The sequence below is a fragment of the Actinophytocola sp. genome (assembly GCF_036555685.1).
Lineage (GTDB): Bacteria > Actinomycetota > Actinomycetes > Mycobacteriales > Pseudonocardiaceae > Actinophytocola.
Genome location: NZ_DATBKY010000026.1, coordinates 1 through 13,710, shown reverse-complemented (window position 1 = coordinate 13,710; position 13,710 = coordinate 1). Strand labels below are relative to the sequence as shown.

General features: G+C 72.1%; 11 protein-coding genes. 4 read left to right on the top strand and 7 right to left on the bottom strand.

Going from position 1 to position 13,710, the window contains the following annotated elements; genetic code table 11:
- Positions 1 to 6: 6 nt before the first annotated feature.
- The 3 genes from VH969_RS02875 to VH969_RS02865 form a co-directional block, all read right to left on the bottom strand.
- Positions 7 to 2,379, bottom strand: coding sequence for a phosphoketolase family protein (locus tag VH969_RS02875; RefSeq protein ID WP_331969878.1), 2,373 nt, complete (start codon positions 2,377 to 2,379; stop codon positions 7 to 9).
- 64 nt (positions 2,380 to 2,443) lie between these two features.
- Entirely contained in the window at positions 2,444 to 4,414 is a 1,971-nt protein-coding gene (locus VH969_RS02870) for a bifunctional phosphatase PAP2/O-acyltransferase family protein (protein ID WP_331969875.1), read from the bottom strand.
- A 7-nt stretch (positions 4,415 to 4,421) separates the two neighbouring features.
- Positions 4,422 to 5,336 carry a DMT family transporter gene (locus VH969_RS02865; protein WP_331969872.1) on the bottom strand — a complete coding sequence of 305 codons (915 nt, stop codon included), beginning with the start codon at positions 5,334 to 5,336 and terminating at the stop codon, positions 4,422 to 4,424.
- Between the two features lie 152 nt (positions 5,337 to 5,488).
- Between VH969_RS02865 and VH969_RS02860 the strand changes: the two genes are divergently transcribed.
- The gene (locus VH969_RS02860) at positions 5,489 to 6,982 is read left to right on the top strand and encodes a glycoside hydrolase family 30 protein (RefSeq protein WP_331969869.1); all 1,494 of its coding nucleotides are present in this window, start codon (positions 5,489 to 5,491) and stop codon (positions 6,980 to 6,982) included.
- A gap of 120 nt (positions 6,983 to 7,102) precedes the next feature.
- Positions 7,103 to 8,278, top strand: a complete 1,176-nt coding sequence (locus VH969_RS02855; RefSeq protein ID WP_331969866.1) for an acyl-CoA dehydrogenase family protein — start codon at positions 7,103 to 7,105, stop codon at positions 8,276 to 8,278.
- A gap of 26 nt (positions 8,279 to 8,304) precedes the next feature.
- Here the strand turns inward: VH969_RS02855 and VH969_RS02850 are convergent, their stop codons facing one another.
- A complete protein-coding gene (locus VH969_RS02850; RefSeq protein WP_331969861.1) occupies positions 8,305 to 8,733 on the bottom strand; it encodes a VOC family protein in 429 nt (142 codons plus the stop codon).
- Positions 8,734 to 8,772: 39 nt separating this feature from the next.
- On the opposite strand from VH969_RS02850, the gene VH969_RS02845 reads away from it, so the two are divergent.
- Positions 8,773 to 9,543, top strand: a complete 771-nt coding sequence (locus tag VH969_RS02845; RefSeq protein WP_331969858.1) for an AraC family transcriptional regulator — start codon at positions 8,773 to 8,775, stop codon at positions 9,541 to 9,543.
- On the opposite strand, the gene VH969_RS02840 is transcribed toward VH969_RS02845, so the two are convergent.
- Entirely contained in the window at positions 9,540 to 9,941 is a 402-nt protein-coding gene (locus VH969_RS02840; protein ID WP_331969854.1) for a nuclear transport factor 2 family protein, read from the bottom strand. The two genes, VH969_RS02845 and VH969_RS02840, sit on opposite strands and share 4 nt — an antisense overlap.
- 179 nt (positions 9,942 to 10,120) lie before the next feature.
- Between VH969_RS02840 and VH969_RS02835 the strand changes: the two genes are divergently transcribed.
- The gene (locus tag VH969_RS02835; protein ID WP_331969851.1) at positions 10,121 to 10,924 is read left to right on the top strand and encodes an SDR family NAD(P)-dependent oxidoreductase; all 804 of its coding nucleotides are present in this window, start codon (positions 10,121 to 10,123) and stop codon (positions 10,922 to 10,924) included.
- Between the two features lie 11 nt (positions 10,925 to 10,935).
- Here VH969_RS02835 and VH969_RS02830 read toward each other — a convergent pair whose 3' ends face one another.
- Positions 10,936 to 12,357, bottom strand: coding sequence for a condensation domain-containing protein (locus tag VH969_RS02830; RefSeq protein WP_331969848.1), 1,422 nt, complete (start codon positions 12,355 to 12,357; stop codon positions 10,936 to 10,938).
- A 16-nt stretch (positions 12,358 to 12,373) separates the two neighbouring features.
- Positions 12,374 to 13,645: an MFS transporter gene (locus VH969_RS02825; RefSeq protein ID WP_331969845.1), complete on the bottom strand. Its 1,272-nt coding sequence runs from the start codon at positions 13,643 to 13,645 to the stop codon at positions 12,374 to 12,376.
- Between the last annotated feature and the right edge of the window lie 65 nt (positions 13,646 to 13,710).

The following is a 13,710-nucleotide window of genomic DNA, read 5'->3' as shown; positions in this document are numbered from 1 at the left end:
CCGGCCTCAGCCCGACCAGGCCCAGTCGCGGATCTCGGGCGGGTCCTCGCCGTGGTCGTAGGCGTAGCGCCGCTGGGCGGTGCGCTCGTCGGCCATGCGCTGGCGCACGGCGGCCGCCCGCTCGCCCAGGCCCGGCACCCGGTCGATGACGTCCATGACGAGGTGGAAGCGGTCCATGTCGTTGAGCACGAGCATGTCGAATGGTGTGGTGGTGGTGCCCTCCTCTTTGTACCCACGCACATGAATGTTGTGGTGGTTGGTGCGCCGGTAGGTCAGCCGGTGGATCAGCCACGGGTAGCCGTGGTAGGCGAAGATCACCGGCCGGTCGGTGGTGAACATCGCGTCGAACTCGCGGTCGGTCATGCCGTGCGGGTGCTCGGTGTGCGGCTGCAGGCGCATCAGGTCGACGACGTTCACCACGCGCACCCGCAGCTCGGGCAGGTGCTCACGCAGCAGCGACACGGCGGCCATGACCTCCAGCGTCGGCGCGTCGCCCGCGCATCCCAGCACGACGTCGGGCGGGCCGCCGCTCTCGTTGCCGGCCCACTCCCAGATCCCCGCGCCGCGCGTGGCGTGCAGGACGGCCTCGTCCATCGGCAGCCAGTTGGGTGTCTCGTTCTTTCCCGCGACCACGACGTTGACGTAGTCCCGGCTGCGCAGGCAGTGGTCGGCGACCGAGAGCAGCGTGTTCGTGTCCGGCGGCAGATAGACCCGGATCACCTCGGCCTTCTTGTTCATCACGTGGTCGATGAAGCCGGGGTCCTGGTGGGAGAAGCCGTTGTGGTCCTGGCGCCACACGTGCGAGGTGAGCAGGTAGTTCAGCGACGCGATCGGCCGCCGCCACGGCAGTGCCTTGCTCGTCTTGAGCCACTTCGCGTGCTGGTTGAACATCGAGTCGACGATGTGGATGAACGCCTCGTAGCAGGAGAACAGGCCGTGCCGGCCGGTGAGCAGGTAGCCCTCCAGCCAGCCCTGGCACAGGTGCTCGGAGAGCACCTCGACCACCCGGCCGTCGCGGGCGAGGTGCTCGTCGACCGGCAGCACCTCGGCCTGCCACTGCTTGCCGGTCGCGGCGTAGACGGCGTCGAGCCGGTTCGACGCGGTCTCGTCCGGACCGAAGATCCGGAAGTTGCGCGCGCCGGCGTTGCGCTCCACCACGTCACAGAGGAACCGGCCGAGCACGCGCGTCGGCTCCGAGGCCGGCGCGCCGTGACCGTCCACAGTGACCGCGAAGTCGCGGAAGTCCGGCAGGGCCAGCGGCCGCAACAGCAGCCCGCCGTTGGCGTGCGGGTTGGTGCCCATGCGCCGCCTCCCCGCGGGCGCGGCCTCGAGCAGCTCCGGTGCCGGCCGGCCCGCGTCGTCGAACAGCTCCTCGGGCCGGTAGGAGCGCAGCCACTCCTCCAGCATCGCCAGGTGGCCGGCGTTCTCCCGCACGGTCGCGAGCGGCACCTGGTGCGCCCGCCAGGTGTCCGCCACCCGCACGCCGTCCACTTCAGACGGACCGGTCCAGCCCTTGGGCGAGCGCAGCACGATCATCGGCCACCGCGGCCGCTCACCGCGGCCGTCCGCCCGGGCCGCGAGCTGGATCGCGGCGATCTCGTCGAAGACGTCGTCCAGCGTGGTGGCCATCTCCTGATGCATCCGCTCCGGATCCGACCCGCTGACATAGCGCGGCGCGTAGCCGTAGCCACGCAACAAGGCGTCCAGCTCGTCCTGCGGGATGCGTGCCAGAACCGCCGGATTGGCGATCTTGTACCCGTTCAGGTGCAGGATCGGCAGCACCGCACCATCGTGCACGGGATCGAGGAACTTGTTGGCGTGCCAGCTCGTCGCCAGCGGGCCGGTCTCGGCCTCGCCGTCGCCCACCACGCACGCGACCACCAGGTCGGGGTTGTCGAACGCCGCGCCGTAGGCGTGGGCCAGCGAGTAGCCCAGCTCCCCGCCCTCGTGGATGGAACCCGGCACCTCCGGGGCCACATGGCTCGGCACGCCGCCGGGGAAGGAGAACTGCCGGAACAGCGCCCGCATGCCCGCCTCGTCCCGCGGCACCTCCGGGTACGCCTCCGAGTAGCTGCCCTCCAGCCAGGTGTGCGCCAGCAGCCCCGGCCCGCCGTGGCCGGGCCCGATCACGTACATGATGTTCGCGTCGCGCTCCCGGATCACCCGGTTCAGGTGGGCGTAGACGAAGTTGAGCCCGGGCGTCGTGCCCCAGTGCCCGAGCAGTCGCGGCTTGATGTGCTCGGCCCGCAGCGGCTCCCGCAGCAGCGGGTTGTCCAGCAGGTAGATCTGTCCCACCGACAGGTAGTTCGCCGCCCGCCAGTACGCGTCGACCCGTGTCAGCGCGTCCCGATCCAGGGTGACCACGCCCGCCTCGGTCATGAGGTCGCCTCCTCCCCGTTCGACCAGGCGAAACTACCTCCGGACCCGGCCTGGCGCAGTTCGGCTACCCGGGCTCGCCCAGGGAAAACGGGCGCTCCTCGGTAGACAGCCCGGCGAGCGTGCCGATGCGGGCGGCGAGCTCACCCGCGTCGAGCACCCGCGGGTCGGTCGTCAGCCCGATGCCGAGCACGCCGTGCCAGCTCAACGCGCCCAGCGCGAGCGGTGCGCCCGGCGCGAGCGGCAGGATGGGGTAGACCTGCTGCAGCGGCACGCCGGCGATCGACAGCTGCTCGACGGGGCCGACCAGATTAGACGCGATGGCGTGGAAGAACCGCCGGCCGTACACGGTCCGGGCGAACCACCTCGCACCCGGCTCCGGCAGCACGCGCAGCCCGGTCGCCATCACGAACCTCGACGCGAGCGGCCTGGTCGGCGACCGCAGCCGGCCCGTGCGGCCGCGGAGATCGGCGAGCAGGCCGGCGAGCGGGCGGCCGTCGACCGGCACGTCGATCATCGCCGCCGCGGTCGAGTTGCCCTCGGCCGCGGCGCCGGGCATCCGCGCCATGAGCGGTACCGCGACCCGCAGCCGTCCGCCCACCCGCTCGGCGAGACCCGGGTGGGTGGCCGCCACCGCCTCCCCGAGGAGCGCGAGCAGCAGGTCGGTGAAGCGCGTGCCGAGCGCGGCGCGGGCCCGGCGGAGCTCTCCCATGTCGAGCGCGGCGGTGGCGTAGGCCCGCCGGGGCGAGCAGTCGCCGAGCCGCTTGCCCGGCCGCCCGTCCACGGCGAGCTGGACCAGCCCGGCGCCGGTGGCCGCCACGCGCCGCACCGTGCCGGGCTGCCGTGCGCCGCCGATCGGCAGCCCGACCCGCGGGCGCATCAGGTACAGGGTGTGCAGGATCGTGCCGATGCCGTCCGCGACGGCGTGGTGCACGACGACGACCAGCGCGGACCGGCCGCCGCCGACGTCGGGCACGAGCACCATCCGCCACAGCGGCCGGTTGCGCGGGAGCGGAACCTCGGCGAGGTCGGCGACGATCCGGTGCAGCCCGGCGAGGTCGCCGCCCGCGGAACGCTCGACGAGATGCCAGGACCAGTCGAGCTCGCCGGCGGGCACCCAGCGTGGTCGGCGCCATCGCGCCGGGGCGGCCGGCCGCTGGCGGAACCGCGGCATCCGGTCCAGCTCGCCCGCGACGACCTCGCGAACCTGTGCCAGCGTCGGGCCGCCGGCCGGCTCGAAGATCACCATGCCACCGACGTGCTGCGCGGCGCCGGTCTCCTCGACGTGGAGGAAGAACGCGTCGCTCGCGGGCACGACCTCGCCCCGCGTCCGGGCGGCGCGCCGGTCGTGCCAGGCGTTGGCGATCGGCACGGCCACCGCGACGAGTACGACCCCGGCGACGGCGTCGAGCAGGTAGTGGTTCGCGGTGGCGACGATGACGACGATCGTCACCCCGACGTGCGCCGCGCAGAGCAGCTGCACCCACCGGCGCACGGCGAGCCCGGCCAGGATCACCGACACCCACAACGTCCAGGCCACGTGCAGCGAGGGCATGGCCGCATGCTGGTTCGCCTCGTCGATCACGCCGGAGCCCCACGAGCCCCAGGTCCGGCCCTGGCGGACGGTGTCCACGAAGCCGAGACCGTCCAGCAGTCGCGGCGGCGTGGTCGGATACAACGCGAAGCAGGCGATGCCGATGACGTTGACGAGCACGAACGAGTCGCGGGCGCGGGCGAACGCCGCGGGCCGGCGCAGGTACAGCCAGACGAACGCGACAAGCGTGCCGGCCAGGTAGCCGAAGGCGTACTCGTAGTTCGCGAACGTGGCCAGGACCTCGTGCGGCGCGAGCCAGTCGTTCGCCGCGCGGCCGACGTCCAGGAACAGGTCCCGCTCGAGCGCGTACAGGTCGCGGCCGTGCCGTGCCGCGGCGGTGCCCGGCAATGTGTCCACGATGAGGTAGGCACCGAACAGCACCAGCCCGATCGCGAGCTGACGCCACAGAACCGGGCGGGCCGGCTGATCCGCACACGCGGTCATCCGGCGATCATCGCACCGCAGGCTCCTGCGCCACCGGCGGCTGGCTCGCGGACCACAACGCGGCCGACGGGGAGTGCGCGAGGCCGAACACACCGGCGACGACGAGGAGGCCGGCCACGGCGATGCCGGCGAGCGAACCCGCGTCCGCCGGCACCGCCATGTCGAACGCGAGCATGCCGACCGCGTAGCTCGCCACCGGGTTCACGGCGTTCATCGTGGCCACCGACCACGGCAGCGACCCGGTGGCGAACGCGCTCTGCTCGAGCACCAGCCCGAGCAGCGTCGAGACGGCCAGCGCGTAGCCGACCCAGTCCCGGGCGGTGTGGCCGACGCCGCGGTCGACGAGGTCGTCGGCGGTGAGCTTCATGAACACCGCGCTCATCGAGAAGCACAGGCCGGCCGCGGCCGCGACGAGAACGCTCGCCACCTGCCGGCGCACCCGGGTGGCGACCAGCACCAGCACCACGACCCCGCCCACCGCCGACAGTGCCGCGAGCAGGACCCGGCCGCGGTTCGCCTGCCCGGACAGCGGGGCCGCACCGTCCACGAGCAGCAGCACCGCGAGCCCGCCGCAGATGGCGGCGGCGGACGCCCAGTCGCGCGGCCGCGGCCACCGGTGGCGTTCGAGGGAGGTCATCGGCAGGGCGAACAGGAGCTGGGTGACGAGCACCGGCTGGACCGCGGCGACCGAACCGAGCCGCAGCGCCGCCGCCTGCGACGCGAACCCGGCGAGGTTGACCAGCCACCCGGTCAGCCATGTCCGGTCCCGTACGAGGCGGGCCATCAGCCCGGCGGCGCCCCCGACGATCGACCGCCCGCGGCGCCCGACCGTCCTGGCGGCGCGCTGCTGAAAGAACGCCGCGAGCGCGAACAGGAACGCCGCGAGCAGGGCGAGCGGCAGCACGAACGCAGCGGTGCTCACAACGGGATCGCCTCCTGCCGTACCAGCCCAGGATGCACCGGGCGGCCGGATCCGCGCAGGGCGAGCGGGTCGTGTGCCTCGGGCCGGCCGGACGGTTGACGGGCGGTCGCGGCCCGGCAAACATCGCTACGGACCCGACCGAGGAGGACTCTGTGAGCAGGCGCGTGGCGACACAACCGCGAACCGGTCTCGTGATCGGCATGATCCTCGCCGCCGCGCTGCTGCCGGCCGTGCCGGCGTCGGCCACCTCGCCCGCCTCCGGCGTCCACGTCTGGCTGACCACCGGGGACAAGGCGAACCTGCTCACCGAACAACCGCCGGACGCGATCGGCGCCCCGGTCGACGGGGCGCCGACGATCGAGGTCGACCCTGCGCGGCGGTACCAGCGGATGGCGGGCTTCGGCGCGTCGATCACCGACTCCACCGCCCACCTGATCGCCACCTCGCGGCACCGCGACGCCATCATGCGCGACCTGTTCGACCCGCGCCGAGGACTCGGGCTGAGCTACCTCCGGCAGCCGATCGGCGCGTCCGACTTCGTGGCCGGCGACCACTACACCTACGACGACGTGCCGGCCGGCGAGACCGACTACCGGCTGGCGCACTTCTCGATCGACCACGACCGCGCCGAGATCCTTCCGCTGCTGCGCCAGGCGCGGGCGCTGAACCCCGACCTGAAGGTGATGGGCACGCCGTGGAGCCCGCCCGCCTGGATGAAGACGAACCAGTCACTGGTCGGCGGCCGGCTCATCGACGATCCGAAGGTCTACGAAGCGTTCGGCGACTACCTCGTCCGGTTCGTCCGGGAGTACCGCAAGGCGGGCGTGCCGATCGACGCGCTGACGCTGCAGAACGAGCCGCAGAACCGCAACCCGAGCGGCTATCCCGGCATGGACCTGCGCGATCCGGAAGAGGCGCGGCTGGTCGGGATCGTCGGCCACAAGCTGAGCCGGGCCGGTCTGCCGACCAAGCTCCTCGGCTACGACCACAACTGGTCACTGCACCCCAACGACGTCGGCCCGCCGGAAGACCCGGCGAACCCGGAGTACGCCCGGTCGTTACTCGAGAACCCGACCGCGCGCCGCTACCTCGACGGCATCGCCTACCACTGCTACAGCGGCGACCCCGAGCGCCAGTCGGAGCTGCACGACGCGTACCCGCACGAGGACATCTACTTCACCGAGTGCTCCGGCACGCAGTCGCAGGACCCGGCGACGACGTTCCCCGACACGCTGCACTGGCACACCCGCTACCTCACCGTCGGCGCGGTGCGCAACTGGGCGAAGACCGTCATCACCTGGAACCTGGCGCTGGACCCGGCCGGTGGCCCGCACAACGGTGGCTGCGACACGTGCGTGGGCGTCGTGACCGTCGACCCGGGGACGGGCGAGGCGACGCCCACCGCCGACTACTACGTCCTCGGCCACGCGACGAAGTTCCTGCGCCCCGGGGCCGTGCGAGTCGGCTCGACGGTCGCGGGCAACATCCACGACGTCGCCTTCCGCAACCCCGACGGATCGATCGTGCTGATCGCGGTCAACGACGACTGGGGAACCGGCACGGCGACGTTCAACGTCCGGCTGGGCAAGCGGACCTTCTCCTACGAACTGCCCGCCGGCGCGGTCACGACGATGACGTTCCACTGAGCCGACTCGAACACCTCGGTCACGAAGCCGTGCTCTGTGGGGTGCGAGGCATTGACGCCGCCTCTCCGGGGTAGCCGATCCCGACCGCCGGCGACGGCGGATCGAGGAGGCTGAACCGGCATGACCGAGCTGCTGACCGGTGACTTCTACCGTTTCGAGGAGCTGCTCTCCGGCACCGAACGCGCGACCCTGCTCCGCGTGCGGGAGTTCCTGCGCACCGAGGTGGCGCCGGTCGCCAACGACTGCTGGGCCCGGGCCGAGTTCCCCGCCGAGCTGATCAAGGGGTACGCCGAGCTCGGCATCGCCGGGCGGGCCTACCCGGAGGACTCCGACCCGAAGCCGACCAGCCTGCTCAGCGGCTTCCTCGCCCTTGAGATGGCCCATACCGATCCGTCGATGGCCACGTTTTTCGGCGTGCACACGGGCCTCGCCATGGGCAGCATCGTGGCCTGCGGCTCGCCGGAACAACGGGATCGCTGGCTGCCGGCGATGGGCCGCCTGGAGAAGATCGGCGCGTTCGCGTTGACCGAGCCGGAAGGCGGCTCGGACGTCGCCGGGGGCATGCGCACGACCGCCCGGCGCGACGGCGACTCGTGGGTGCTCAACGGCGCGAAGCGGTGGATCGGCAACGGCACCTTCGCCGACCTGATCGTGGTGTGGGCCCGCGACGAGCAGGACGACCAGGTCAAGGGTTTCGTCGTCGAGAAGGACGTGCCGGGCCTGACCGCGACCAAGATCGAGAACAAGATGGCGCTGCGCACCGTGCAGAACGCGGACATCCTCCTCACCGACTGCCCGGTACCGGAGTCGAACCGCTTGCCGAACGCGAACTCCTTCCGCGACACCGCGATCGTGCTGCGCCGGACCCGCAGCGGCGTCGCCTGGCAGTCCGTCGGGGTGATGCTCGCCGCCTACGAGATCGCGCTGGACTACGCGAAGAAGCGCGAGCAGTTCGGCCGCCCGATCGGCGGATTCCAGCTGGTGCAGGACCTGCTGGTACGCATGCTCGGCAACGTGACCGGCTCGTTCGGCATGGTCGTGCGCCTCGCGCAGCTGCAGGACGACGGCACCTACCGCGACGAGCATTCGGCCCTGGCCAAGGCGATCTGCACGACTCGCATGCGCGAGGTCGTCGGCTGGGCTCGGGAACTGCTGGCCGGCAACGGAATCGTCCTCGACTACGACATCGGCCGGTTCGTCGCCGACGCGGAGGCCCTCTACTCCTACGAAGGCACCCGGGAGATCAACACCCTGATCGTCGGCCGCGCGATCACCGGAATGAGCGCGTTCGTCTGAGACCGTCCGTCCGGATCAGCCCTGGTTCACGAGAACGCCTGCGCCGCGGCCGCCACGATCTCGTCGTGCGGCACGTCCCGCAGGTGCTGGCTGACGTTCCAGCGGTGACCGAACGGGTCGGTGAGCTGCCCGTGCCGGGCGCCCCAGAACGTGTCCGCCAGCGGGGAGCGCACCTGTGCGCCGGCCGCGACCGCCTGTGCGAACACAGCCTCGGCGTCGTCGACGTCGAGCTGCAGGACCACGGCGGTGCCGCCGATGGAAGGCGGTGCGAGGACGCCCATCTCCGGGAACTCGTCGGCGAGGTGCAGCGAGGACGACCCGACGCGCAGTTCGACGGACATCAGCCGGCCGTCGGGGGTGGGGATCCGGCTGACCTCGGTGGCGCCGTACGCCTCGCGGTAGAACGCGACGGCGGCCTCGGCACCCCGGACCACGATGTGTGCGGTGATCGACATGCCCTGACCGTAAGCAGCCTGTCTTGTACGTTCTTGGTCGTGACCGCGAACGTGCGGATGTGGCGTCCGGCGGAGCGGGTGCTGATGCTGGCCGGACGCACCACCGGGTACGCCATCGAGCCACGCGGCGAGTACGTCTTCGGCATCGTCGCGGGCGGTTCGATGCGCGCCGCCCGCGGCCGGCGGCGGTACGTCGTGCGGTCCGGGCAGCTCGTCGCGTGGGACCCGTCCGACGCCCATTCCGGTGAGGCGGCCGAACCCTGGTCCGCGCGGTTGATGATCGTCGAGGCCGACGAGGAGCTCCTGGACAACGTCGCCTTTCCCGCACCGGTGCTGTCCGATCCCGCGCTGGCGGAGGCCTTCGTGCGAGTACACAAGCTCGTGGCGGGCGCGACCACCAGGCTGGAACGCGACAGTGCGCTCGCCACCTGGCTCCAGGCCGTCGTCGACCGGTACGCCACAACGCGAACGGCGAGGGCCTCCGGAGGCGATGCGGAGTTCCGGCTCGCGCGCGAGTATCTGGTCGAGCACGCCGAGGCGGCCATCAGCCTGGCGGAGCTGGCCGCTGTCGCGGGGACGGACAAGTTCCAGCTGATCAAGCTCTTCCGGGAGCGCACCGGTCTGCCGCCGCACGCGCTGCAGATCGCCCACCGCGTACGGCGTGCCCGCACGCTGCTGGAGGCCGGTCACACGGCCGCCGAAGCCGCCGCGCGAACCGGCTTCACCGACCAGAGCCACCTGCACCGGCACTTCAAACGCTCGCTCGGGTTCACCCCTGGCCAGTACCGGCGGCTGATCTCCGACTCCTAGCCGCCGTCCCGAAACGGCTCGTCGGGATCCGCATAGGCCCGCATCCGCACCACCCGCCCGTCGCGCACGGTGTACACGTCGGCGACCGTGCCGCTGTGCTCCGTCCCGTCGGCCAGCGTGCCGTGTACACGATGGACCACGACGACGTTCCCGCCGCGCACGGAGGCGTGCCGCTCCGAGTGCAGCTCCCGCCAGCCCGCGCGGGAGTCCCGCAGGTACTCCGCCACGGCGGCCGGGCCGTGCCGCACTCCCCCGCAGGGAAACTCGTCGGGCTCCACCCATTCCACCTCCGGATGTAGCGGCCGCACCGCGGCGTCGATGTCGCCGCGTGCCCAGAACTCGTACGCGCCGAGCACCAGCGCCACATCCGCATCGGACGGCGTGTCCGCTGCCCTCATGACATATCCCCTTCGCACGGGTTTTCGGCCGGTTAACGGTCACCGTGGCGCAGCTGTTCATCCTCACCTGCGGCCCGTCCGGCGACAAGGGGCGGCACCACCACCCTCGCGCGCATGGCCATTCGAGCTGAGTAATAGTTCAGCCAGGAAAGTGAGTGCCGTCCGAGGGGGAGCGTGCCTTGACAACGGAGAACACGACGGAGAACACGACGGAGAACACGGCGCGGAACACGGCCGGCGTGCGTGGCGCGACGGCGCTGGTCACGGGCGGGTCGCGAGGGATCGGGGCGGTCATCGCGAGGCATCTGGCCGACGCGGGGGCCACCGTGGTAGTCACCGGGCGGGATGTCGGCGCCCTCGACCGCGTGCTGGCCGAGCTTCGCGGGTCGGGGGCCATCGCACATGCGTTACCCGCCGATCTCACCGACTCAGCTCAGGTGAGCGAGCTGCACCGGCGCGTCGGCGAGCTGGCCGGCCCGGTGGACCTTCTCGTCGCCACGGCCGGTGGGCTGGGCGAGCCCGTCCAGCTGGTGTCGATGACCGACGAGCAGTGGCACGCCAGCATCGACGCCAACCTGACCTCGGCGTTCTTCACGCTGCGCGCCTTCCTGCCCGACATGATCGCCCGGCGCCGCGGGGCCGCGGTACTGATGTCGTCGACCGCCGGGCGGCAGACCTCGCCCGCGTCGCCCGCCTACGGCGCCGCCAACGCCGGCCTGCTGATGCTCACCCGCCAGGCCGCACTGCAGGTCGCCGAACACGGCGTGCGGATCAACGCCATCGCCCCGGGCACGATCCACACCGAACGCCTCGACCGGCTGATGCCGGCCGACGCCCGCGAGCGGGTCGCCGCCATGCACCCGCTCGGCCGCATCGGCACGCCCGACGACGTCGCGAACGCGGTGCTGTTCCTCCTGAGCGACAACGCGTCCTGGATCACCGGCGCGACGCTCGACGTCAACGGCGGCCGCATCATGACCTGACCGGCGCCGGGTCAACGCGGCGGCGCCGCGACCGGGTGGGTGATGCCGGTCGGGAGCTCCGGGTCCACCGCGGCCTGCACCGCCGCCTCCTCGATCGCCTGCGCGAGCGTTGCCAGGTCCGCGCGGGAGAAGTACCGCTCGTCCCCGGACAGCACCAGCTCGACGGCACCCGGCGGGTCCTCGACGCAGAGGTGGAGCTTGGCTCCCGAGACGTGCGCGTCCTGCTTCCAGGAAAGCTCGCTGCCCGCGAGCGCGGCGCGGATCTGCGCCGCCGGCGGCGCGGCCAGCCCGGCCTGCACCCGAGGCCGCCGCCTGCGGTCGTTGAAGTAACAGGACAGGTCGAACTCCTCGCCGCGGTCGCGTTCGACCCGGCTGACCACCTCGTCCTGTTCGTACGCGTCGTAGTAGGCATTCCGGTACGCGTTGAGCGCCCGGCCCGATGCCCGGGCGACCACCTCGCCCATGGTGAGGTCCGCGACGTCGAGCACGAACGGCACGATCTTGATCAGCGCGCTGACCGAGTCGGCGTAGCCGGGCCGGAACCGGTTGCTCACCATCATCATCGTGAGCAGCGGGTTGACGCCGGCGACCCGGCCGACGCCGACCAGGAACGACGCCAGCAGCGTCGGCGACTCGTGGAGGCGGTCCCGGGCGGCGACCGCGTGGATGGCCATGCGCATCGCGGGCGACCGGTAGCGCAGCATCGAGAAGCGACGCTCCCCCGGGTACCGCGGCTCGCCGAGCGGGCGTGCGGGCGCGCTGCGCAGCACGCTTTCCTGGTACCGCAACGACTGCTCGTTCTGCCGCCGCCCGACCGGTGACGCCTCGAACGCCGCCTGCGCGAGCGGTGGGAGCGCCGTGACCGCGCCCGCGGGCGCACCCGTGCGCGGGTCGCGCGCGTCGATGTCGGCGAGCAGCGCGGCCAGCCCGAACCCGTCGATCGAGGTGTGCAGGTAGACGGCGACGACGTGGGTGACCGTGCGGTCGCCGGTCTGGTCGCCGGAGCCGGCCACGATCGCGGCGATCCGCACCGGCCACTCGGTCTCGTAGGCGAACGGGACGACCTTCCAGTGTTCGGCGAGCGCCTCGGCGACCTCGGCGGGCTCGTCGGTCCCGGCGGCCACGACGAGGAGCGGAATCTTCCCCGCCTCCGACACCCGCTGCAGCGGCGGCCCGGACTCCCGCAACACCAGCCGCGTGCGCAGCGCCTGGTGCCTGCCGACCATGAAGGCGAGCGTGTCGGCGACGGTGTCGACATTCGCGCCGGGGCCGGCCGGTGCGATGTGCGTGACGGTCGCCGTGCCCGCCTGCACGATCGACTGCCAGAGCCCGCGCTGCCCGAACGTCAGCTCGGCCTCGCCGGCCCCTTCCCCCTCGAACGCGACGAGCACGCGGTCCACGACCTCGCCGCGCGGCACCTCGGAACTTGGCATCGTTGGCCACCTCGTGTCAGTTGCGGGTCGCGGGCTCGGTCCGGCCGGCCGGGGAGCCATCCGGTGTGCTGTCCGGGTCGCCGGTGCCCAGCTGTCTCGCGGCCGCGTCGACGGCGGGCCGGATGAGCAGGCCGGCCGCGAGGAAGACGGCGGCGAGCGCGAGCCAGCCGAGTGGTCCCCGTTCGACGACGCCGGCGGTGATCAGCAGCGGTCCGACCATCAGCGCGGCGGCGGACCCGAGCCAGAACACCGAGAGGTACTCGCCCTGCCGGTCGCGGGGGGCCAGCGCGTAGGACACCGACAGCCGGCCGCCGAACTGCCACAGCTCGCCGAAGGTCAGCAGCACGGTCGCGACGACCACGGCGAGCACCGCGCCGACCGCGTTCAACAGCCCCGACAAGGCGAGCAGGGCCATGCAGCCGGCGAACGCCAGGGCCGCCCGGCGCAACGCCCGGACCCCGCCCTCACGGGTCTCGGTGCCCTTGCTGAGCCGGACCTGCAGCAGCACCACGAGCACGGTGTTCAGCACCACCAGCGGCCCGACGACCGCCACCGGCGCCTCGGTCCGCGACGTGACCCAGAGCGGGATGCCCATGGTCAGCACCGTGACGTTCAGTACCAGCACGGCATTGAGCGCCGTGACGATCAGGTACCGGCCCTGGCGCAGCGACCGCGGCCAGCCGCGGGCGGTCCTACGGTCCGGCGGGTGGTCGGCCAGCAACGGAACTCGCCCGAGGAGGAAGCCGGCGAGCAGGAACGTGGCTCCGTTGCCGAGCACGATCATCAGGAACGCCGGGCGGGTGTCGATGAGGAGGATCAGGGTGGTGAGCAGCCCGCCGATGCTGAAGCCGAGGTTGTAGACGACTCGCAGCACGGCCAGCACCCGCACCCGCAGGTCCTTGCCGATGTGCCGGTCGACGTACATCTGGCTGACGGGGTCGATGGCTCTGGTCGGGATGCCGACGAAACAGGACACCACCAGGAACGTGACGAAGTCGTGGACGAGGGCGAAGGCGATGAACCCGACGCCGCGCCAGTAGTGCAGCAGGATGGCCGCCGCTCGCGGGCCGATGCGATCCGCGAGCATGCCGATCGGGGTCATCGCGACGAGCCCGCACGCGTTCGCGACGGTGAAGCCGACGCCGACCTCGACGGTGCTCATCCCGGCGCTTCGGGTGAAGAACACCGCGAAGCCCGCGATGTACAACCCGGTGCCGATGGCGTCGACCAGGCCGATGAACACGAGCAGGCGGCTTTCCCGCGGAACGTCGAGACCCGGGATGCGCACCGACAAGCCCCTTCCTGCGCGGCCGGCCGGCCGGCGGCATGATGAGTGAGAGGCGTGGGGGGCCG

Excerpts from the sequence above, each read along its gene's own strand:
- VH969_RS02850 (WP_331969861.1), bottom strand. The coding sequence starts at position 8,733 with ATGTCGATCACCGCACACATCGTGGTCCGGGGTGCCGAGGCCGCCGTC.
- VH969_RS02830 (WP_331969848.1), bottom strand. The coding sequence starts at position 12,357 with ATGCCAAGTTCCGAGGTGCCGCGCGGCGAGGTCGTGGACCGCGTGCTC.
- VH969_RS02870 (WP_331969875.1), bottom strand. The coding sequence starts at position 4,414 with ATGACCGCGTGTGCGGATCAGCCGGCCCGCCCGGTTCTGTGGCGTCAG.
- VH969_RS02840 (WP_331969854.1), bottom strand. The coding sequence starts at position 9,941 with ATGAGGGCAGCGGACACGCCGTCCGATGCGGATGTGGCGCTGGTGCTC.
- VH969_RS02875 (WP_331969878.1), bottom strand. The coding sequence starts at position 2,379 with ATGACCGAGGCGGGCGTGGTCACCCTGGATCGGGACGCGCTGACACGG.
- VH969_RS02855 (WP_331969866.1), top strand. The coding sequence starts at position 7,103 with ATGACCGAGCTGCTGACCGGTGACTTCTACCGTTTCGAGGAGCTGCTC.